General features: G+C 35.0%; 22 protein-coding genes and 1 tRNA gene. 12 read left to right on the forward strand and 11 right to left on the reverse strand.

What is annotated here, in order from left to right; translation table 11 throughout:
- Nucleotides 1–93: 93 nt before the first annotated feature.
- From rpsF to FT993_RS01370, 4 genes are all read left to right on the forward strand, one after another.
- Nucleotides 94–432 carry a 30S ribosomal protein S6 gene (gene rpsF, locus FT993_RS01355; protein WP_147860745.1) on the forward strand — a complete coding sequence of 113 codons (339 nt, stop codon included), beginning with the start codon at nt 94–96 and terminating at the stop codon, nt 430–432.
- A gap of 2 nt (nt 433–434) precedes the next feature.
- Entirely contained in the window at nt 435–731 is a 297-nt protein-coding gene (gene rpsR, locus FT993_RS01360) for a 30S ribosomal protein S18 (protein ID WP_147860746.1), read from the forward strand.
- A 13-nt stretch (nt 732–744) separates the two neighbouring features.
- Nucleotides 745–1,194: a 50S ribosomal protein L9 gene (gene rplI, locus FT993_RS01365; RefSeq protein ID WP_147860747.1), complete on the forward strand. Its 450-nt coding sequence runs from the start codon at nt 745–747 to the stop codon at nt 1,192–1,194.
- Between the two features lie 79 nt (nt 1,195–1,273).
- Complete coding sequence (locus FT993_RS01370) at nt 1,274–1,744, forward strand: DUF6495 family protein (RefSeq protein ID WP_147860748.1); 471 nt, start codon at nt 1,274–1,276, stop codon at nt 1,742–1,744.
- Nucleotides 1,745–1,792: 48 nt separating this feature from the next.
- Here FT993_RS01370 and FT993_RS01375 read toward each other — a convergent pair whose 3' ends face one another.
- Entirely contained in the window at nt 1,793–3,034 is a 1,242-nt protein-coding gene (locus FT993_RS01375; protein ID WP_147860749.1) for an ABC transporter permease, read from the reverse strand.
- A 99-nt stretch (nt 3,035–3,133) separates the two neighbouring features.
- Here FT993_RS01375 and hisS point away from each other — a divergent pair, with 99 nt between their 5' ends.
- Nucleotides 3,134–4,507 carry a histidine--tRNA ligase gene (hisS, locus tag FT993_RS01380; RefSeq protein ID WP_147860750.1) on the forward strand — a complete coding sequence of 458 codons (1,374 nt, stop codon included), beginning with the start codon at nt 3,134–3,136 and terminating at the stop codon, nt 4,505–4,507.
- Nucleotides 4,508–4,621: 114 nt separating this feature from the next.
- Here the strand turns inward: hisS and FT993_RS01385 are convergent.
- Nucleotides 4,622–4,695: transfer RNA gene (locus FT993_RS01385), tRNA-Met, on the reverse strand.
- A gap of 127 nt (nt 4,696–4,822) precedes the next feature.
- Here FT993_RS01385 and FT993_RS01390 point away from each other — a divergent pair.
- Together FT993_RS01390 and FT993_RS01395 are read left to right on the forward strand one after the other, a co-directional pair.
- Nucleotides 4,823–5,218 (forward strand): START-like domain-containing protein, encoded by a 396-nt coding sequence (locus FT993_RS01390; RefSeq protein ID WP_147860751.1) that lies wholly within the window; start codon nt 4,823–4,825, stop codon nt 5,216–5,218.
- Between the two features lie 51 nt (nt 5,219–5,269).
- Complete coding sequence (locus FT993_RS01395; protein ID WP_147860752.1) at nt 5,270–6,115, forward strand: aminotransferase class IV; 846 nt, start codon at nt 5,270–5,272, stop codon at nt 6,113–6,115.
- On the opposite strand, the gene FT993_RS01400 is transcribed toward FT993_RS01395, so the two are convergent.
- The 5 genes from FT993_RS01400 to FT993_RS01420 form a co-directional block, all read right to left on the reverse strand.
- The gene (locus tag FT993_RS01400) at nt 6,112–6,672 is read right to left on the reverse strand and encodes a YqgE/AlgH family protein (protein ID WP_147860753.1); all 561 of its coding nucleotides are present in this window, start codon (nt 6,670–6,672) and stop codon (nt 6,112–6,114) included. The two genes, FT993_RS01395 and FT993_RS01400, sit on opposite strands and share 4 nt — an antisense overlap.
- A gap of 99 nt (nt 6,673–6,771) precedes the next feature.
- A complete protein-coding gene (locus FT993_RS01405) occupies nt 6,772–7,044 on the reverse strand; it encodes an HU family DNA-binding protein (RefSeq protein WP_147860754.1) in 273 nt (90 codons plus the stop codon).
- 184 nt (nt 7,045–7,228) lie between these two features.
- On the reverse strand, nt 7,229–8,179 hold the full coding sequence (fmt, locus tag FT993_RS01410) for a methionyl-tRNA formyltransferase (protein WP_147860755.1): 951 nt from the start codon (nt 8,177–8,179) through the stop codon (nt 7,229–7,231).
- Nucleotides 8,166–10,079 (reverse strand): ATP-dependent DNA helicase RecQ, encoded by a 1,914-nt coding sequence (locus tag FT993_RS01415; RefSeq protein ID WP_147860756.1) that lies wholly within the window; start codon nt 10,077–10,079, stop codon nt 8,166–8,168. Before FT993_RS01415 ends, fmt begins: the two co-directional genes overlap by 14 nt.
- 12 nt (nt 10,080–10,091) lie before the next feature.
- A complete protein-coding gene (locus FT993_RS01420) occupies nt 10,092–10,619 on the reverse strand; it encodes an AAA family ATPase (RefSeq protein WP_147860757.1) in 528 nt (175 codons plus the stop codon).
- An 87-nt stretch (nt 10,620–10,706) separates the two neighbouring features.
- On the opposite strand from FT993_RS01420, the gene FT993_RS01425 reads away from it, so the two are divergent.
- The 3 genes from FT993_RS01425 to murA all read left to right on the forward strand — a co-directional run bounded on the left by FT993_RS01425 (nt 10,707) and on the right by murA (nt 13,055).
- A complete protein-coding gene (locus FT993_RS01425) occupies nt 10,707–10,997 on the forward strand; it encodes a DUF493 family protein (protein WP_147860758.1) in 291 nt (96 codons plus the stop codon).
- Between the two features lie 100 nt (nt 10,998–11,097).
- Nucleotides 11,098–11,742, forward strand: coding sequence for a DUF4290 domain-containing protein (locus tag FT993_RS01430; protein ID WP_187240728.1), 645 nt, complete (start codon nt 11,098–11,100; stop codon nt 11,740–11,742).
- 2 nt (nt 11,743–11,744) lie between these two features.
- Nucleotides 11,745–13,055 carry a UDP-N-acetylglucosamine 1-carboxyvinyltransferase gene (murA, locus tag FT993_RS01435; protein WP_147860760.1) on the forward strand — a complete coding sequence of 437 codons (1,311 nt, stop codon included), beginning with the start codon at nt 11,745–11,747 and terminating at the stop codon, nt 13,053–13,055.
- A 74-nt stretch (nt 13,056–13,129) separates the two neighbouring features.
- Here the strand turns inward: murA and FT993_RS01440 are convergent, their stop codons facing one another.
- Nucleotides 13,130–14,584 carry a TonB-dependent receptor gene (locus FT993_RS01440; RefSeq protein WP_147860761.1) on the reverse strand — a complete coding sequence of 485 codons (1,455 nt, stop codon included), beginning with the start codon at nt 14,582–14,584 and terminating at the stop codon, nt 13,130–13,132.
- A gap of 99 nt (nt 14,585–14,683) precedes the next feature.
- On the opposite strand from FT993_RS01440, the gene FT993_RS01445 reads away from it, so the two are divergent.
- Nucleotides 14,684–15,445 carry an MBL fold metallo-hydrolase gene (locus FT993_RS01445; protein ID WP_147860762.1) on the forward strand — a complete coding sequence of 254 codons (762 nt, stop codon included), beginning with the start codon at nt 14,684–14,686 and terminating at the stop codon, nt 15,443–15,445.
- A 101-nt stretch (nt 15,446–15,546) separates the two neighbouring features.
- Nucleotides 15,547–15,948, forward strand: a complete 402-nt coding sequence (locus tag FT993_RS01450; protein WP_187240729.1) for a hydrolase — start codon at nt 15,547–15,549, stop codon at nt 15,946–15,948.
- Here the strand turns inward: FT993_RS01450 and FT993_RS01455 are convergent.
- The 3 genes from FT993_RS01455 to FT993_RS01465 are packed head-to-tail and all read right to left on the reverse strand — an operon-like array spanning nt 15,945 to nt 18,192.
- Entirely contained in the window at nt 15,945–16,604 is a 660-nt protein-coding gene (locus FT993_RS01455; protein ID WP_147860764.1) for an alpha/beta hydrolase, read from the reverse strand. The two genes, FT993_RS01450 and FT993_RS01455, sit on opposite strands and share 4 nt — an antisense overlap.
- Nucleotides 16,601–16,936 (reverse strand): hypothetical protein, encoded by a 336-nt coding sequence (locus FT993_RS01460; RefSeq protein WP_147860765.1) that lies wholly within the window; start codon nt 16,934–16,936, stop codon nt 16,601–16,603. The genes FT993_RS01455 and FT993_RS01460 overlap by 4 nt, the downstream gene beginning before the upstream one ends.
- Nucleotides 16,933–18,192, reverse strand: a complete 1,260-nt coding sequence (locus tag FT993_RS01465) for a dihydroorotase family protein (protein ID WP_147860766.1) — start codon at nt 18,190–18,192, stop codon at nt 16,933–16,935. Before FT993_RS01465 ends, FT993_RS01460 begins: the two co-directional genes overlap by 4 nt.

Genomic DNA, 18,192 nt, shown 5'->3' on the forward strand with positions numbered 1-18,192 from the left:
ACTCACAAATTATAGGAATAAAAAAATAAGCCAAACTTGCTTATTCGATAAAAAAACGTATTTTTGCATCCAAATTTTATTAAATCATACATTATGAATCATTATGAAACTGTTTTCATCTTGAATCCCGTTTTATCTGAAGACCAGGTAAAGGAAACAGTAAAGAAATATGAAGATTTTCTTGTTTCTAAAGGGGCGAAGATGGTTAACAAGGAGAACTGGGGGCTTAAGAAGCTTGCCTATCCTATCCAACACAAAAAAAGTGGATTTTACAACTTATTTGAATTTCAAGTAGATGGTGAAGCTATCGAGCCTTTTGAACTTATGTTTAGAAGAGACGAGGCGGTGATGCGATATCTTACGGTGAAATTAGATAAGCACGCCATCGAATGGGCACAAAAAAGAGTTAAAAGAAACAAAGAAAAAGCGTAAGTATGTCATCTATAGAGCAACAAGCTAAAGGAAAAAAAGATGGGGAAATTAGATATTTAACGCCTTTAAATATCGAAACCTCGAAAACAAAAAAATATTGTCGTTTTAAAAGATCAGGTATCAAGTATATCGATTACAAAGATCCAGATTTTTTAATGGCTTTTGTAAATGAGCAAGGTAAATTGTTACCTAGAAGATTAACAGGAACTTCTCTTAAATATCAAAGAAAAGTAGCTGTAGCGGTAAAAAGAGCTCGTCATTTAGCATTAATGCCATACGTTGGTGATTTATTAAAATAAAAGAAACGACATTATGGAACTGATATTAAAGAAAGACGTTGAAAATTTAGGATTTATTGATGATATCGTAACCGTTAAGAACGGCTATGGTAGAAACTATCTAATCCCACAAGGATATGCAGAGTTAGCTACACCTTCTGCTAAGAAAATGTTAGCAGAAACTTTAAAGCAACGTGCATATAAAGAGAAGAAGTTTGTTGAAGAAGCACAAGAACTGCAAGCTAAAGCAAATAAGTTAGAGCTTACTTTGACAGCCAAAGCAGGAGCTGGAGATAAGATGTTTGGTAGTATTACTGCAGCAGACTTGGCCGAAGCCTTAGTAAAAAACGATGTGAACATCGATAAAAAATACATCACTATTTTGGGTGGTAACATTAAGCGTTTAGGTCAATACGAAGCTAAACTACGTTTCCATAGAGAAGTGGTAGCCGATTTTACTTTTGAAGTAGTTGGTGAAAATTAATCTTACCTGAAAAACTTAAAGCCTATCTATGCGATAGGCTTTTTTTTTATCTTATTTTTAAAATAAATACTTTTTGTTTATGAAATATCAACGTCTAAGCCAAGAACAATTTAAAGAAATGCATCAAGAATTTATTAATTTCTTGGCCAGTCAGTCTATTACAGCCAATGAATGGGAAGAGATTAAAAAAAACAAACCTGAAGTTGCCGAAGAAGAGCTCGATATCTTTAGTGATTTGATTTGGGAGGGAGTGTTGAGAAAAGTAAAATATCTAGAGCATTATTCACCGCAGCATTTATTTCTTTTCTCTATGGATGAAGACTTTATAACGCTAATTGGTATTAAGGTTAAGAATGAAACTATTAATATAACCACCCGTGAGGGATATCGTTGGCTACAACAAAATTTGACCCATGAAGATGTAGAGCTATACACATCGAAAAAGGCTTTAAAAGCCGACCGTAATAAAGATGTATTCGCCTTGATTCAACAAGGGGCGCAGATAACTAAAGGAGAGTTATTTACCTATTTTCAAAAAATAGTTGATTAGGGTCTAAATACTTCAAAGGAATGAATAGGCTTTAGGTCTAACCATAGTTTATTCATACCTTAAAGACTCTATTGGGTCCTGTTTGGCGGCTTTTATAGCGGGGTAAGAGCCAGATATTATAGCAATTAAAAGAGAAATAATTGTGGCCCAAATGATGGCTACCCAGGGGATGCTAAATTGAAAGTCAAAACTTTGAGCTACCGCAAAACCAATGAGCATACCCAGAAAAATACCTATGATGCCTCCCAACTGACCAATAATTATTGTTTCGCTAAAAAACTGCAGTGCTATGGTGTTTCTTTTTGCGCCAAGCGCTTTTCTAACTCCTATTTCTCGTGTGCGTTCGGTTACCGATACCAACATAATATTCATTAAAGCAATAGAAGAACCCAAAATAGTTATAATCGAAATAATCCAAGCAGCAAAATCCAACACGCTCGTTATTTTAAAAATTTCATTAAGCAAACTATCGCTGCGTTCAATACCAAAATTATTTTCTTCTTTAGGATTAAGTTTTCTAATCTTTCTAAAGGTTATAACTGCTTCGTCTTGCGCACCCTCTAAAAAATTTTTATCGGCTACTTTTATACTGATGTTGTAATTGGGTTGAATACTAGTGAACATACTTCGCGCCCTTTGAAGAGGAATAAGTACCCGTAAGTCTTCGTTATTTCCAAAAGTTGACCCCTTACCTTCTAAAACTCCTATTATTTTAAATTTTGCTCCTCTAATACTAATGGTTTTTTGAAGAGGATCACTGTTTTTGAATAAGCCTTTTTTAAAATCGGCACCTACAATACACACATTAGAATTGTTTTCTATATCAAAAAAAGAAAAATCACGCCCTTCTTCCAATTGCAAACCACTATTGCTTAGGAAGTGCTCATTAACGCCAATTACGCGTACCTCAGGATCTGTTTTATCTTGTTTATACTTTACTTCAGCTTGGCTGGTACCTGTAAAGGATATACTGGTAGTAGCATTTGGGAACTGAAAATTTTCTTTAAAATCTATCGCATTCCTGTAAGATATAATGGGGTTGATTTTGTTTCGTTCTCCACGCCCGCGAGTTTGTACACTAAAATTATACCGTTGAAGATTAAAAGTGTTGGCACCCATAGAGGTGAAATCGCTGGTTATTGTGTTTTCTAAAGCATTAACTGCACTTAAGATACCTACTAGCGCGGTAATTCCTATGGCAATAATAAGAACGGTTAAAATTGTTCTTAAAAGTTGTGTTCTTATGCTATCTAATGCAATTCTTACATTTTCCCGAAATAAACCAAACATAGGTGCGTTTTAATTGTTGTTTATAAGACGAGTGAAAGTACAAAAAGTTACTTATTTTATCTGATTTGTTTCAGTATATTTGGACTCTAAAAGAAAACTATGGCTCAGAAACCTTCAATACCAAAAGGAACGCGTGATTTTTCTGCGCAAGAAGTAAACAAAAGAAACTACATAATAAATACAATAAAAAACCAATTTACAAAATTTGGATTTCAACCCATTGAAACACCTAGTTTTGAGAATTATGATACCCTAATGGGAAAATATGGGGAAGAGGGAGATCGGCTAATTTTTAAAATTTTAAATAGTGGTGATTTTCTTAAAAAAGTAAACCCCAATGATATTAAGTCTGAAAACACTTTGGCAATAACGCCTAAAATTGCCGAGAAAGCTTTGCGTTATGATTTAACGGTTCCATTTGCACGCTACGTGGTACAACACCAAAATGAACTAGACTTTCCATTTAAACGCTATCAAATTCAACCAGTATGGCGTGCCGATAGACCTCAAAAAGGAAGATTTAGAGAGTTTTATCAATGCGATGCAGATGTGGTAGGAAGCCAGAGTTTATGGCAAGAAGTAGAGTTTGTTCAACTTTATGACGAAGTTTTTACTCAGCTCAAATTAGAAGGTGTTCAAATAAAAATTAATAATCGTAAAATCTTATCGGGTTTTGCCGAAATTATCGGTCAGTCAGATAAGCTGATTGATTTTACCGTTGCACTCGATAAATTAGATAAAATAGGAAAAGAGGCGGTTATAGAAGAAATGAAGGCCAAAGGTATTACAGCTCAAGCAATTGATACTATACAGCCTATTTTTAACTTAAAAGGTGATTTTAGCGAGCAGATAGCCAGCTTAAAAAATATTTTGCTAGCATCTAAGAGTGGTTTAGAAGGCTTACAAGAACTAGAGTTTATCCAACAAGCCATAGAGAATATGCCTTTAAAAACAGCAAAATTAACACTAGATGTTACCTTGGCTCGTGGTTTAAATTATTACACCGGCGCTATTTTTGAAATTGCAGCACCACCGCAAGTAAAAATGGGATCTATTGGTGGAGGAGGTCGCTATGATGATTTAACCGGTATATTCGGGTTAAAGAATATGAGTGGGGTAGGAATTTCTTTTGGTTTAGACCGAATTTATTTAGTGCTTGAAGAATTAAAACTATTTCCAAAAAAGACTGATGCTCAAACTCAAGTAATCTTTATAAATTTTGGACATCAAGAAGCCTTATACGCTATGCAAGCGATACGACTGCTAAGAGATGAGGGGGTAGCCGCTGAATTATACCCAGATGAGGCTAAAATGAAAAAACAAATGAATTATGCCAATAAAAGAGCCATACCATTTGTAGTATTAGCTGGTAGTAAAGAGATGCAGAAAGAACAATTTACATTAAAGAATATGATGACCGGTGAGCAAAACAATGTAAACCTTCAAGAGCTTAAAAAACTGGTTAAAGCTTAGTTTTTTGTTGAATAAAATTAAAAGGAGAAACAGCAACAATAATTTCTCCTTTTTTTGCTTAAAAATTAAATTAAAAAAACCTTAAAGTTATATACCTTAAGGTTTTTTATTTTGTAGCGAGACCGAGATTTGAACTCGGGACCTCCGGGTTATGAATCCGACGCTCTAACCAACTGAGCTACCTCGCCGTTTGCGGGTGCAAATATAAAATTATTTTACAATAACCCAAATATCTTTTAGAAAATAAAAGCAACTTTTTTTCATGGTTTTTTAATAAAGAATATATATATTGCCTCACAACTAAGAATAATCGTTATGGATAAAGTAAAATATGAAATGGAATTTCCAATACAAGCTTCACCGGCTTTATTGTATCAATATATATCAACTCCATCTGGTTTAAGCGAATGGTTTGCCGATAATGTGAACTCCCGTGGCGAGGTGTATACCTTTATTTGGGAAGGCTCTGAAGAGAAAGCAAAGTTGTTGAGTAAAAAAAGCGGTGAGAGAATTAAATTGCGATGGATGGAAGATGTAGAAAACGAGGATGCTTATTTCTTTGAGATGCGTATCCAAGTTGATGAGATTACCAAAGACGTATCTTTAATGATTACTGATTTTGCCGAAGACAACGAGGATGAAATTAACGAAGGGAAAATGTTGTGGGAAAATATGATTTCTGACCTAAAACATGTTTTAGGATCGGCTTAAAAAGCAACCAAAAATGTATATTTGCCTTGATTAATCAATCAAGGTTTTTTTATGCTTAATTTTAACGGAGAACTTACAAATTCTAAAGCAACATCTTTCTTAGCCCAAAATAGAGGTTTTCAATATGGTGATGGTGTATTTGAAACACTACGCGTACTTGGAGGAAAAATTGTTTTTTGGGAAGATCATTATTTTAGATTAATGGCTTCAATGCGTATTCTCCGAATGGAAATTCCTATGGATTTCTCACCCGAATTTCTTGAAAAAGAAATTTTAAAAACTATTGAAGCTCAAGAGAATCCGCAGACTAATTTTAGGGTAAAATTGGTTGTTTGCCGTAAACCAGGAGGATACTATTTGCCTCAAAACTTAGAAATAGATTACCTCATAACGCTAACCGAACTAGATCATCCCTTTTATCTTGCCAATAATTTAGATTATAAGGTAGAACTTTTTAAAGATCATTATATCACCTCAGGTCTTTTATCTAGCCTAAAGTCAACTAATAAAATAATCAATATTCTAGCCAGTATTTACGCTCAAGAAAATGATTATCAGAATTGTTTATTGCTGAATGAAAATAAAATGGTGGTCGAGGCTACCAATGCTAACCTTTTTTGGGTGAAGGGAAATCAAATTAAAACACCTCCTATAAGTGAAGGAAGCTTGAATGGAATTATAAGAAAAAAACTTATTGAGATTATTAAAAAGCTACCAACTTATACCCTTAAAGAAGAAAAAATAAGTCCGTTTAATTTGCAAAAAGCAGATGAACTCTTTTTAACCAACAGCATACAAGGAATACAATCTATAAGTGGTTATAGAAAAAAACAATTTACACACGTAGTAGCCGATGAGTTACGCGGGAAATTAAATGCATTAGCGCGTTTAAGTTAATTGTAGTTAGGGTTTTCGGGTGCGTTGGCCCAGATCAAATAGTCACCACCCAATTCCTGAAGCATTTCTTTCCAGAAGTTTTCTTGATTGTGTGCCAAGACATCATTCTTGTTATACTGATTTACAGTAATCCAGTGGTTAGCTTTCATTTCTTCCTCTAATTGTTTGGCTGCCCAACCTGAATAACCCAAAAAGAATTTTATGTCTTGAGACTTAATAAGCTTATTGCTGATGAGTTTTTTGACCGCTTGAAAATTACCACCCCAATAGATTCCATTGCTTATTTCAATACTATCGGGAATGAGATTGGGAATATGGTGAATAAAATAAAGATTATCTTGTTCAACAGGGCCTCCGTTGTATACAGGGAAATTTTGCTTAAGATCGGGAATTAAATCGGTAAGTGTTAAATTTAAATTTTTGTTCAGAATAAACCCTACAGCTCCGTGCTCGGTATAATCTGCTAAAAGCACCACAGAACGATTAAACGTGACATCTCCAAATATAGTTGGTTCTGCAATTAGTAATATGCCTTTATTGGGTTTTTCGTGTTTCAAATTGATTAATTTTAAATTAAAGCTATTAAAATAAATTCATAAAACAAAAAAAAGACCCTTAATTTAAGGGTCTTTTGTATAAATTATCGACTAATTATTTTAGTTAACCGATTTCTGTAAATCAGAACCCGCCTTAAATTTCACTACATTTTTAGCAGCGATTTTAATGGTTTTACCAGTTTGTGGGTTTCTTCCTTCACGAGCTGCTCTTTTACTTACAGACCACGAACCAAAACCTACTAGAGAAACTCTGTCACCTTTTTTAAGAGCTCCTTCAATGTTTTCTAAAAAAGATTCTAAGGCCTTTTTTGCTGCTGCTTTTGAGATTCCAGCATCTTCTGCCATAGAATCAATTAAATTTGTTTTGTTCATAATTTTGTTTTTTAAAATTAATGTTGGTTAAACGATTATGTATTCTTTACAAATTTAATAGCTTTTCGCTTCTATGCAAGGCTTGGCAAGGGAAATGCATAAAATTGTTAATAACTATAGTAAATTGTTAATAAAAATACTTGAAAATATCAAATATTTGCCAAGCTTAGTAAATTTAAGGGTTTCAAGACAATTTTATTTCTTTATCTAAATTAAATCCGTTAAGGAAATCAATCGCACTCATTTTTCTTTTTCCCTGTAATTGTAAGCTAATTATTTGAAGCGGTTTGGTTGGAGTGCTAACCAGAAGCTTGTTGTTTTCTTTAAATAAAATACCTGGTGGTCTATTTGAAGGTAAATCGGTTTTTTGGGTTTCAAATATTTTTAAGCGTAATTTTTCTTGATTTTCGTTGGTTAGAAAGGTATATGCCACAGGAAAAGGAGAGAGGCCACGAATAAAATTATATATTTGATCAGCCGGTTGTTCCCAATTAATTTTAGTGTTCTCAGAATTAAATTTATAGGCTGTCTTCAAATTCTCGTTATGGGGTTGCTGAAAAGGGTTTGCGTTATCTGTTGCTATAAGTTTTAGGGTTTCAAGTACGGTGTCAGCCCCCAAATGCATTAGACGATCATGTAAAGCACCCGCATTTTCCTGAGGCTCAATAGTGGTTTTCTTTTGTAATAGAATAGCGCCGGTGTCTATTTTTTCATCTATGAAAAACGTGGTTACCCCTGTTTCTGTTTCTCCGTTTATAATGGCCCAATTAATGGGAGCTGCGCCGCGATACTGCGGTAGAAGGGAGGCGTGTAAATTAAAAGTTCCAAGAGGTGGGAGTGACCAAATACGTTTGGGGAGCATTCTAAAGGCTACCACCACAATAACATCTGGTTTTAAGGCTTTTAGTTCTTGGTAAAAATCATCAGATTTAAGGTTGGTGGGTTGTAAAATAGGAATACTTGTTTCTAGGGTGTAGGTTTTAACAGCAGACTGGTGTATTTTTCGTCCTCTACCGGCAGGTTTGTCCGGCGCGGTGACAACACCAACAATTTGATGCTTTTCTTGAATCATTCGGTCTAAAATGCATACGGCAAAATCGGGCGTACCCATAAATACAATTCTAAGTGACTTCATTTTTTAAACGGATTATATCGTGAATAGATTTTTCTATTATTTTTTTCTCATGCATTAAACGCAAGGTGTACAGAGAATCTGCTTCATTAAAAGGTGCGTTTAATACTAGATCTTTTAAATAGGTAGGATTTTGATTTAAAACTTGACAAAAGTAAGTTTTGATCTCTTTTATATTAGTTTCTGATTTAGATGATTTCTTTTGGTTTAGACACCAACTGCATTGCATGCAGGGTTTAGTTTTTTCTTCGTCAAAATACTTTAATAATTGAATAACTAAACAACTATCTTGTGATACTACGTAATCTGCAACGGCTTTAATTTTTAATTCTTTATTTTCTTTTTGAGCGCGAATATATTTGGCAAAGGGGTTAATGCTGCGTTCATCTTCCCGGGGCACCAAGAAAGTGAGGGTTGTATCTTGATTTTTATGACTTAAGTCGATAAGTTCTTGATTGGCCAATTCTTGTAATTGCTCAATAATCTTTGATTTATCTAAACCGGTTTTTTCTGAAAGGCGCTCAAGAGGTACTTCTTTTTTAAATTCGAAAAACCCACCTTGAATTCTAAATAGGTTTTCAAGTAAAAAGGAATAACTGCGATGTCGCTCTAGAAATGCAAAAAGTTGCTTGCTGGAAATCAAAAATTGAAGGGCTGTTTTTTGGGAATATTCGCCCGCAAAAGTAAGTATTCCTAAACGCTCAAGTGTATTGAGCGCCAAATAGGTTTTTTGTGTATTTAATTTGTATTTTTTGCAAAAACCAAAAAAACTAAAGTTATATGTCTCATTTAATCCTTCCCCAAAGGCAATACTAAACATGGTGTTTAGTTTTTTATAGACGTACTTTATTTCTTTTACGCTAGGTAGAGGAAGCAAAAATTGATTTTTTAGTAACATAAAATCACTATCGTTATAAAGAATTATAGCCCGTGCGGGCATTCCATCTCTTCCGGCTCGACCGGCTTCTTGATAATAACTTTCTAAAGATTCGGGTAAATGAAAATGAATAACGTGGCGCACATTGGCCTTGTCTATACCCATGCCAAAGGCTGTAGTAGCTACAATGACTTGTAACTTTTCTTTTTGCCACTCGGTTAAAATATTGTCTTTTTCTTTACTTGGTAAACCTCCATGAAAAGCTCGGGCAGAGATGCTTTGTGCTTTTAAAAATTGGGCCAACTCTAAGGAGGTTTTACGATTTCTAACGTAAATAATGCCTAATTCCTTATATTTATTAAAATACCACTGCAAGTAATAACGTTTGTCTTCATGGGGCTTAACCACAAACTGAATATTAGGGCGCTCGTAGCTTTGTTTAAAAATAAAAGGCTTCTTTAGTGCCAATTGCTCAACAATATCCTTTTCAACTTTTTTTGTAGCCGTGGCGGTAAGTGCAATTATAGGCGTACTGGGTAAATAGGTTCTGAGTTGGTTTATGTTTCTAAATGCTGGTCTAAAATCGTGCCCCCAAGAAGAGATACAGTGCGCTTCGTCTACGGCAATAAAAGAAACATTCATTTGTTGAATTCGTTCTAAAACAAGGTTTTGCTGTAAGCGCTCTGGTGATAAGTATAAAAATTTATAATGGCCATAAATGCAGTTGTCAAGCGTACGGTTAATATCATCATAGCTCATACCGCTTTTGAGTTGAAGAGCCTTAATTCCTTTTTTAGTTAAACTATCAACTTGATCTTGCATTAAAGCCAGAAGAGGAGAAATAACAATACAGATACCTTCTTTATAAATACCAGGCAATTGATAGCACAAAGATTTACCACCGCCAGTAGGTAACAAGGCTAAACTGTCTTGGCCGGCCAGTACCGCCTCAATTAGCTCTTTTTGTCCTGGTCTAAACGCTGAATATCCCCAGTGTTTTTTTAATAAATCTTTGATTTTAGACATAGTGAGATTGGGTTAACAATGACTCAAAATAAAATTAACCCGATTATTTACATTGTCTTGGGGTACAGCGATTAAATCATAACCTAAATTGCGATAGGTTTGCTCTAAAAATACTTGAATTTCTTTTGCCTCGGTTAAATTTTCATATCGCTCATTATCTCTCATATATATATCTTCCCAAATGGGAAACAGAAAAACCAAATCATAACGGTATTGTAAATTGGCTTCTTTGAAATAAGTAGGGTAGATGTCTTTTTTATAATCTAGGTAGGCGGTTACATCGGGAATTCCTCGGTCTATAAAAACTGTATCCTTTTGTATTTCAGCTTTTTTAAACTGATCGATGCGTCCCTCTAAAAGTCGTTGGCTAAATAGTAGTGGGTCGGTTAAAAACAATTGTTCAATTCCTTTTTTCTGTGCATCTAGGATAACCTCTCTAGAAATTTCGGGATAACAGGTGTATCCTTTCTTTTCTAATGCTTTTAAAGTTGTTGATTTGCCCGTACCAGGTCCTCCAATAATCAATACCTTTTTACCCATTTTTAATTGATTTTGTTTTTTACGTTTGGCAAGTTAAAAAAATGCATCAATAAGCTTATATTTGTTGCAAAAAGATAAACAAATTTTATGAGTAAAGAAAATGCCGAGGCTTTTTATAAGAAGTTGAAAATCAAATTAAAAGATACCAGTAATTGGCCTTCAAAATATTTGTATAAATTTATTGTTCCTTCTATACCGCAGAAAATTAAGCAAGTAGAAGATATTTTTGACAATATGGGGGCGGTTATTCAAACCAAAACTTCTTCTAAGGGCACCTATACTTCGGTGTCTGTTAATGTAATTATGGTCAATCCTGATGCGGTAATTGAAAAGTATAAAGAAGTAGGCAACCAAGTAGAAGGGGTAATTTCTTTATAATTTTTTTTATTTTACTAAAGTAGACTTATAAATATTTATTATTTTGCAAGCGGAGCCAAGTAAATTAAGGGCTCTTATCACCTTATTATAATTTTCGATTTTGACATACGATTTAGAATACAATTCAGAAAGATCTACCTTGCATATTCCCGAATATGGTAGACATATCCAAAAAATGGTTGAATATGCGGTTAGCATTAAAGATGATGAAGAACGCAATAAAGTGGCTAAATCTATTATAGCCGTAATGGGTAATTTAAATCCGCATCTTCGTGATGTTCCCGACTTTCAGCATAAGCTTTGGGATCAACTGTTTATAATTAGCGATTTTAAACTAGAAGTAGATTCGCCATATCCTAAGCCTTCGCGAGAAATGTTAGAAGAGTCTCCTGCACCCTTAAATTATCCGCAAAACCATCCAAAATATAGGTTTTATGGTAACAATATTAAGCGTATGATTGATGCAGCCTTAAAGTTTGAAGAAGGTGCTTTGAAAGAGGCGCTTATTTTTAATATTGCTAACCATATGAAAAAGTGCTATTTAAATTGGAACAGAGACACCGTAGAAGATAAGGTGATTTTTGATCATTTGTTCGAACTCAGTAATGGCCAAATTAACTTAAATAAAAAAGAAGAAGACTTGGCAGAAGCTTCAGACTTGATTAAGGGCAATAATAAAAAGCAATACAACAAGAACAAGTCTAAAAAGAATTATCGCAACAATAAGGGTAGAAAAAGATACTAAACATGGCAACTTTTCAAATAGAAGGGGGAATTCCTTTGAAAGGAGAAATTCAACCCCAAGGTGCTAAAAACGAAGCATTACAAATTTTATGTGCTGTTTTATTGACCAAAGAAGAAGTTAGGATAGATAATATTCCAGATATTGTAGATGTCAATAAACTAATCGACATTTTAAGTAATCTAGGAGTTAAAATCCGTAAAAACGGAAAAGGTAGCTATTCTTTTATTAGTGATGATTTACAACTTGATTATTTAGAGAGCGAATTATTTAAGAAAGAGGGTTCTAGCTTACGCGGATCGATTATGATCGTGGGACCTTTATTGGCTCGATTTGGTAAAGGATATATTCCCAGACCTGGAGGAGATAAAATAGGAAGACGTAGATTAGACACCCATTTTGAGGGATTTATTAAACTGGGGGCTAAATTTAGGTATAACAAGGAAGAACGCTTTTATGGTGTTGAGGCACCAAATGGTTTAACCGGGACTTACATGCTTTTAGAAGAAGCTTCGGTAACGGGAACAGCAAATATTGTGATGGCTGCCGTAATGGCTAAAGGTAAAACTACCATTTATAATGCAGCTTGTGAGCCATACATTCAGCAACTTTGCTCTATGCTGGTTGCAATGGGGGCTAAAATAAAAGGCATTGGTTCTAACTTATTGGAAATAGAAGGAGTTGAAGAACTACATGGTTGTACGCATACCATTCTTCCTGACATGATTGAAATAGGATCTTGGATAGGATTGGCGGCAATGACCAAAAGCGAAATTACCATTAAAAATGTAAGCTGGAAACACCTAGGTCTAATACCAGCTACTTTTGCTAAACTTGGTATACAAATTGAAAAGCGAGGAGACGATATGTTTATTCCCGCTCACCGAGATGGATACGAGGTTCAAAATTTTATTGACGGGTCTATCATGAATATTAGCGATGCACCATGGCCCGGATTTACGCCCGATTTATTGAGTATTATGTTGGTGGTGGCCACGCAAGCTAGAGGTAGTGTTTTAATTCACCAAAAAATGTTTGAAAGCAGATTGTTTTTTGTGGATAAATTGATTGATATGGGAGCGAAGATAATCTTGTGTGATCCGCATCGTGCTACCATAATCGGACACGATTTTAAATCTCAACTAAAAGCCACTGTTATGAGCAGTCCAGATATTAGGGCTGGTATTTCTTTGCTTATCGCTGCCTTGTCTGCCAAAGGAACCTCGACAATTCATAACATCGAACAAATAGATCGTGGTTATGAAAATATTGATGGTAGATTAAAAGCCCTAGGAGCAAAAATCACGCGGATATAATTTTTAGTACAATACTAAAAAAGCCGTTTAATTTTTTTAAACGGCTTTTTTTTCTAATTTTTATGAATCATATATTATACAGCGTGCTCATGGTCTTTTTTTCGGTAACCAAAAAGCTCTTGTTCTTTTATCATATCAGCGGTATTTTGGGGTAACATCTCTTCCCATCCGGTTTGTTTGTCTGCAATCATTTGAAGCACTTTGCGCGAGTAAATATCCATCACCGCTGGATCGGCATCCTTAATGTCAATAACTTTTCCATTGTATTTAAAAAACTTATAAAGCTCTTTCATACGCGGATGCACTTTTAAGTTATTTGAATCGATGACTTCACCAGTTTTATCATCTTTCCAAGGGTAAAGGTAAACTTTTAAGTTTTTAAAGAATAATTTACCAAAAGCCTCGAGAATTCCCCCGCTTAAATGACGATAATATTTCTCATCAAAAATATCGATAAGGTTGTTTACCCCCATAGCAAGGCCCATTCTTTCTTTTGTAAAGCGAGAGAAATACTCTACCACTTTATAATACTGCTGGAAATTAGAAATCATTACCGTTTGCCCAAGTGAGCAAAGTAATTTAGCTCGATCCATAAAGTCTTTTTCATCAATTTCACCCTCGGCCCTCAAGTTAGATAGGGTTATTTCAAAAATACTGATTGCATTTTCGGGATTCACTCTGTTTTCATTTAAGAACAGCTCTAAAGAGTTTTTATAAATGTCCATATTTACATTGGTCACCGGCCTAAAACTACCACGAAGCGCTAAAACATTCTTTTTGTAAAGCACTTTTGCGGGTAAGACATTTTTACCATCGGGTGAGAACATCACCGCTTCGGTCATACCATTCTTAACCAATTGCAATGACATCAACCTGTTATCGACATCTTTAAAAATAGGTCCCGAAAAATTTATGGTATCAATTTCGATTTGGTCTTTGTCTATATGATCATAAAGATAGCGCAATAATTTTTTGGGAGAATCATACTTGTAATAGGCTCCGTAAATTAAATTAACACCTAATATTCCCAAGGTGTTTTGCTGAAGTCTTGCGTCATTCTCGTGAAAACGAACGTGTAATACAATTTCATTGTATTCGCCATCGGGGGTTACTTGATAGCGTAAACCAACCCAGCCGTGACCTTTATATTTTTTGGCAAAGTCAATGGTAGCTACTGTATTGGCAAAACTAAAAAAAAGCTTGTTGGGGTGTTTTTCTCTAACGATGCGTTCTTCAATAAGGCGCATTTCGTGCGACAACATTTTCTTTAAGCGAGCCTCTGTAACATATCTATGGTCATCTTCAACACCATAAATCGCATCGCTAAAGTCTTTATCATAAGCACTCATGGTTTTAGCAATAGTGCCCGAAGCACCTCCGGCCCTAAAAAAATTTCGAACGGTTTCTTGACCAGCACCAATCTCTGCAAAAGTACCGTAAATGTTTTTGTTTAAATTTATGCGTAAAGCTTTGCTTTTAATAGAAGGAATATTTTGAAATTCCCGATCTCCCATTATTGTTATTGGCATATTTTCTGGCTACTTAATTAATCAAGTTTGTCTTTATCAAAGGTAAACAATTGCTTTTTAAACAAAAAAATATCCCTACATTTGTGTTTAAAAAATATTTTGGAAATTACTTTTCTTGGTACTGGAACTTCTCAAGGTATACCCATTATCGGTAGTAAACATCCTGTATGTTTAAGTCAAAATCCAAAAGATAAACGTTTACGGGTAAGTTTGCTGTTAGAATGGGACACCTACACTTTTGTAATTGATTGCGGTCCAGATTTTAGGCAGCAAATGCTTAACCAAAATGTCGAACAACTTGACGGTATTTTATATACCCATGAGCATAATGATCATATCATTGGGCTAGATGATGTACGTCCATTTTATTTTAAACAAGGAGATATAAATTTATATGCTAGCGAAAGGGTGATAAAAGCTTTAAAAAAACGTTTTGACTATGTTTTTGAAAGTCATAATAGATATCCAGGAGCGCCCAGTGTTAATATTAATGAAATTATGAATAAGCCTTTTGAAGTGGCAGGCAAGCAAGTGACCCCCATTGAAGTGTTGCACAATACTTTACCCATTTTTGGGTTCAGGGTTGATAATATGGCTTATATCACCGATGCAAAAACCATTAGCACTACCGAAAAGCAAAAGTTAAAAAATTTAGATGTATTAATTTTAAATGCCTTACGAAGAGAGCCACACCCTTCTCATTTAAATCTAGAAGAAGCTCTGGCGCTTATAGAAGAATTAAAACCCAAAAAAGCCTATTTAACCCATATTAGCCATTTGCTTGGCTTTCACGATGAAGTCGAATGCGAATTACCCGAAAATGTTCATTTGGCTTACGATAACCTTAAATTAACTCTTTGATTATTATGAGAAAAAGTATCTTTCTTTATCTTTTTTTGTTCACCTTGTTATTTGTTATTTTTCAATATACCAATTCTAAGAAAACTTTTGAACGCCTTAATTTGAAAATCACAGAACTGAAAGATGAAAGAGATGAAGCTCTGCTTTTGCGAGATTCAATAATGAATTTGCAAACAGCACATCAAGAACGATTCACTCTGCAAAGCAATGACAAAGCTAGAATGTACGTTGAAGATTTAGGCTTTGAAGCTACAGAACTTGCTCAATTGCTTGAACAGAAAATTGTTGGGGCTAATGCTATAGATCAAGATAACCCATACGTTCCTTACCAAGGTTTAAACGGAGTTATGCGCATTAATAGTGTGAAAGTTTTAAACCATAAATGGGTAATTGCCGAGTTTACCGATGGCACTTATTGGGGTGAGGTGCTACTCAATTATTTTATCAATGAAGATCAGACAATTGATATTGAGATGAACAACGGCTTGCTTTACGCTAATTAATTCCAATTGGTGCGTTGCGTTAACCACTGCTTAAATTCTTGAAAATTTGGCGGGCAAACACCGTGACCCACTGGAAATTCAGAATACGTATAAACAATGTTTTTTTGGGCTAGATAATCTTTGTTTTTTCTGGCCCAGCTAACCGGAATAACCTGATCAACGCTCCCGTGCGAACCGTATATTTCAACTATATTCTCTTGCGTCGTTGCGGATTTTATAATAGGTTCGTGAATATATCCGCTTAAAGCTATCACATTTTTTACTAATCCGGGGTACGACAATGCGGTAGCATAACTTAAAATCGCTCCTTGACTAAAACCCAGAAGCGTTATTTCTTGAGGATTAACCGGGTAAGCCTCCAGTGCTTCTTCAATAAATTGATGAACCAATTCTCTTGAAGCAACAGCTTGCTCATCATTGGTAAATTTGTTTTGATTGGCGTCAAAATTTATTTCGTACCAAGCGTGACCATAGGGAACCATGTCTAAAGGAGCTTGAACCGATAGAATAAGGTAGCGCTCGTCTAGTTCTGGTGAAAAACTAAACAAATCTTCTGCGTTGCTCCCATAGCCATGCAGCATAATAATAGTGGGAGCGGGGGTGCTTAAACTTGATGGTCTCACAAGATGCTTTAAACATAAATCTTTTGTTGTCATGGTGCTATAGTTTTAAACCAGTTTTGAAAATAATTACCCACTAGAGGTATGAGTACACGTCTTCCTTGAACGGCTCCTAAAAATGCATAGAACCACAAAACGAAGAACAAAATCCAGAAAGGGAAAATGAATACTAAATTATTAAATCCGCTAATGATTATAAATACAGAAATTTGTAAGAGGTGTAAACCAATAGCCTGCCGAATATGAAAACTGGCAAATTTATTTTTTTCTTCGGCGTTCATGAACAAGGCAATTAATCCGCCAACAAAAGTGATATAGCTGATAATAGCTGTATTTTTACCTTTATCTTTATTTGCATCTGTTTTCATAATTGTTTTAGCAATAATTGATTGTTGTGTATTACACCTATAGCTTTTCCCTTTAATTTTTCGCCGTAAAAAATACTGTTTTTGTTGCTGCTAATTACGTCGTGCTCAGAAAATGTATAATTCTCATTTGGTAAGAATAAGCTTAAGGAGGCTTTTTGCCCTTCTTGAATACTATATTCTTCTAGTTGAAATACTTTTCTGCTTTGAGTGAGAAGGCTAATAGTTTTTTCGAGTCCAAATAAACGGTTTAACGCTCCAAAAGCTGACTCTAAACCGATACTACCCGGTAGCGCATGCTCAAATTCTACCTGTTTCTCTTCGGGTGTGCGAGGTAGGTGGTCGCAGCTAACGCAATCTATAATGCCAGATTCTACTCCCGCAACCAGCGCCAACCGATCTTCTTCATCGCGTAATGGCGGCATAACTTTTTTTGCCGTATCAAATTCGTGTAAAACGGCATCATTGTAAAACAATTGGTGTATTGCAACTCCACAGGTCACTTGAAGACCATCCGCTTTAGCTTCTTCAATTAATTTAAGGGCATTTTTTGTAGATACAAAGGGGATGTGTAATTTACCGCCTGTGTAAGCCAAAATGGCTAGGTCTCTTTTTATTTGTATTTCTTCTGCAAATGCGGGTATTCCTTTTAACCCCAATTGCAGGCTATTTAAACTTTCGTGTACTTGGGCTTCTCTCGCTATTTGTATTTCTAAGGGGTATGATTGAACAAGACCACCAAATCCTTGTGCGTATTGAAGTGCAATTTTTAGGATATTGGGGTTTTCAATAGGTTGTTTATAGTCTGTAAAAGCAATGGCTCCGGCTTGTTGCATTTCAAATAACTCAGCCAAATCTTTACCTTTTGCCTCTTTGGTTAAAGCGCCTAAAGGAAATACCTCAACCGCTTGTGAGGAGTTATATTGTTGTGCAAAGCGAATGCCAGTTTGAGTATCGGTTACTGGGTTAGTATTGGGATTTAAGCCAATTTGGGCAAATCCGCTAAGGCCCGCTGTTTTAATTCCATTTACCAAAGTTTCTCGGTCTTCAAAACCAGGTTCACCAAAAGAAACACTAGGATCAAACCAAGAAGGAGATAAGTGTAAGTCTTCAATGGCTATCAATTGTGCCTCGGAGTCCTCAATGCTATGATCAATTTTAATAATGATTTCATTTTCTATTAAAATGTCCTGAACGCTTTGATGGTGTTTGGAGTTTGCGTCTATTATGCGTACAGCCTTAAGAATTATTTTTCTCAT

It is taken from the genome of Mesonia sp. HuA40 (assembly GCF_008017835.1).
Lineage (GTDB): Bacteria > Bacteroidota > Bacteroidia > Flavobacteriales > Flavobacteriaceae > Mesonia.

Coding starts and splice junctions, on each gene's coding strand:
- rplI (WP_147860747.1), top strand. CDS start 745: ATGGAACTGATATTAAAGAAAGACGTTGAAAATTTAGGATTTATTGAT.
- FT993_RS01390 (WP_147860751.1), top strand. CDS start 4,823: ATGGATAAAGTAAAATATGAAATGGAATTTCCAATACAAGCTTCACCG.
- murA (WP_147860760.1), top strand. CDS start 11,745: ATGGCAACTTTTCAAATAGAAGGGGGAATTCCTTTGAAAGGAGAAATT.
- FT993_RS01420 (WP_147860757.1), bottom strand. CDS start 10,619: ATGGGTAAAAAGGTATTGATTATTGGAGGACCTGGTACGGGCAAATCA.
- FT993_RS01415 (WP_147860756.1), bottom strand. CDS start 10,079: ATGTCTAAAATCAAAGATTTATTAAAAAAACACTGGGGATATTCAGCG.
- fmt (WP_147860755.1), bottom strand. CDS start 8,179: ATGAAGTCACTTAGAATTGTATTTATGGGTACGCCCGATTTTGCCGTA.
- FT993_RS01455 (WP_147860764.1), bottom strand. CDS start 16,604: ATGACAACAAAAGATTTATGTTTAAAGCATCTTGTGAGACCATCAAGT.
- FT993_RS01405 (WP_147860754.1), bottom strand. CDS start 7,044: ATGAACAAAACAAATTTAATTGATTCTATGGCAGAAGATGCTGGAATC.
- FT993_RS01460 (WP_147860765.1), bottom strand. CDS start 16,936: ATGAAAACAGATGCAAATAAAGATAAAGGTAAAAATACAGCTATTATC.
- FT993_RS01375 (WP_147860749.1), bottom strand. CDS start 3,034: ATGTTTGGTTTATTTCGGGAAAATGTAAGAATTGCATTAGATAGCATA.
- FT993_RS01465 (WP_147860766.1), bottom strand. CDS start 18,192: ATGAGAAAAATAATTCTTAAGGCTGTACGCATAATAGACGCAAACTCC.
- hisS (WP_147860750.1), top strand. CDS start 3,134: ATGGCTCAGAAACCTTCAATACCAAAAGGAACGCGTGATTTTTCTGCG.
- rpsR (WP_147860746.1), top strand. CDS start 435: ATGTCATCTATAGAGCAACAAGCTAAAGGAAAAAAAGATGGGGAAATT.
- FT993_RS01425 (WP_147860758.1), top strand. CDS start 10,707: ATGAGTAAAGAAAATGCCGAGGCTTTTTATAAGAAGTTGAAAATCAAA.
- FT993_RS01370 (WP_147860748.1), top strand. CDS start 1,274: ATGAAATATCAACGTCTAAGCCAAGAACAATTTAAAGAAATGCATCAA.
- FT993_RS01395 (WP_147860752.1), top strand. CDS start 5,270: ATGCTTAATTTTAACGGAGAACTTACAAATTCTAAAGCAACATCTTTC.
- rpsF (WP_147860745.1), top strand. CDS start 94: ATGAATCATTATGAAACTGTTTTCATCTTGAATCCCGTTTTATCTGAA.
- FT993_RS01440 (WP_147860761.1), bottom strand. CDS start 14,584: ATGCCAATAACAATAATGGGAGATCGGGAATTTCAAAATATTCCTTCT.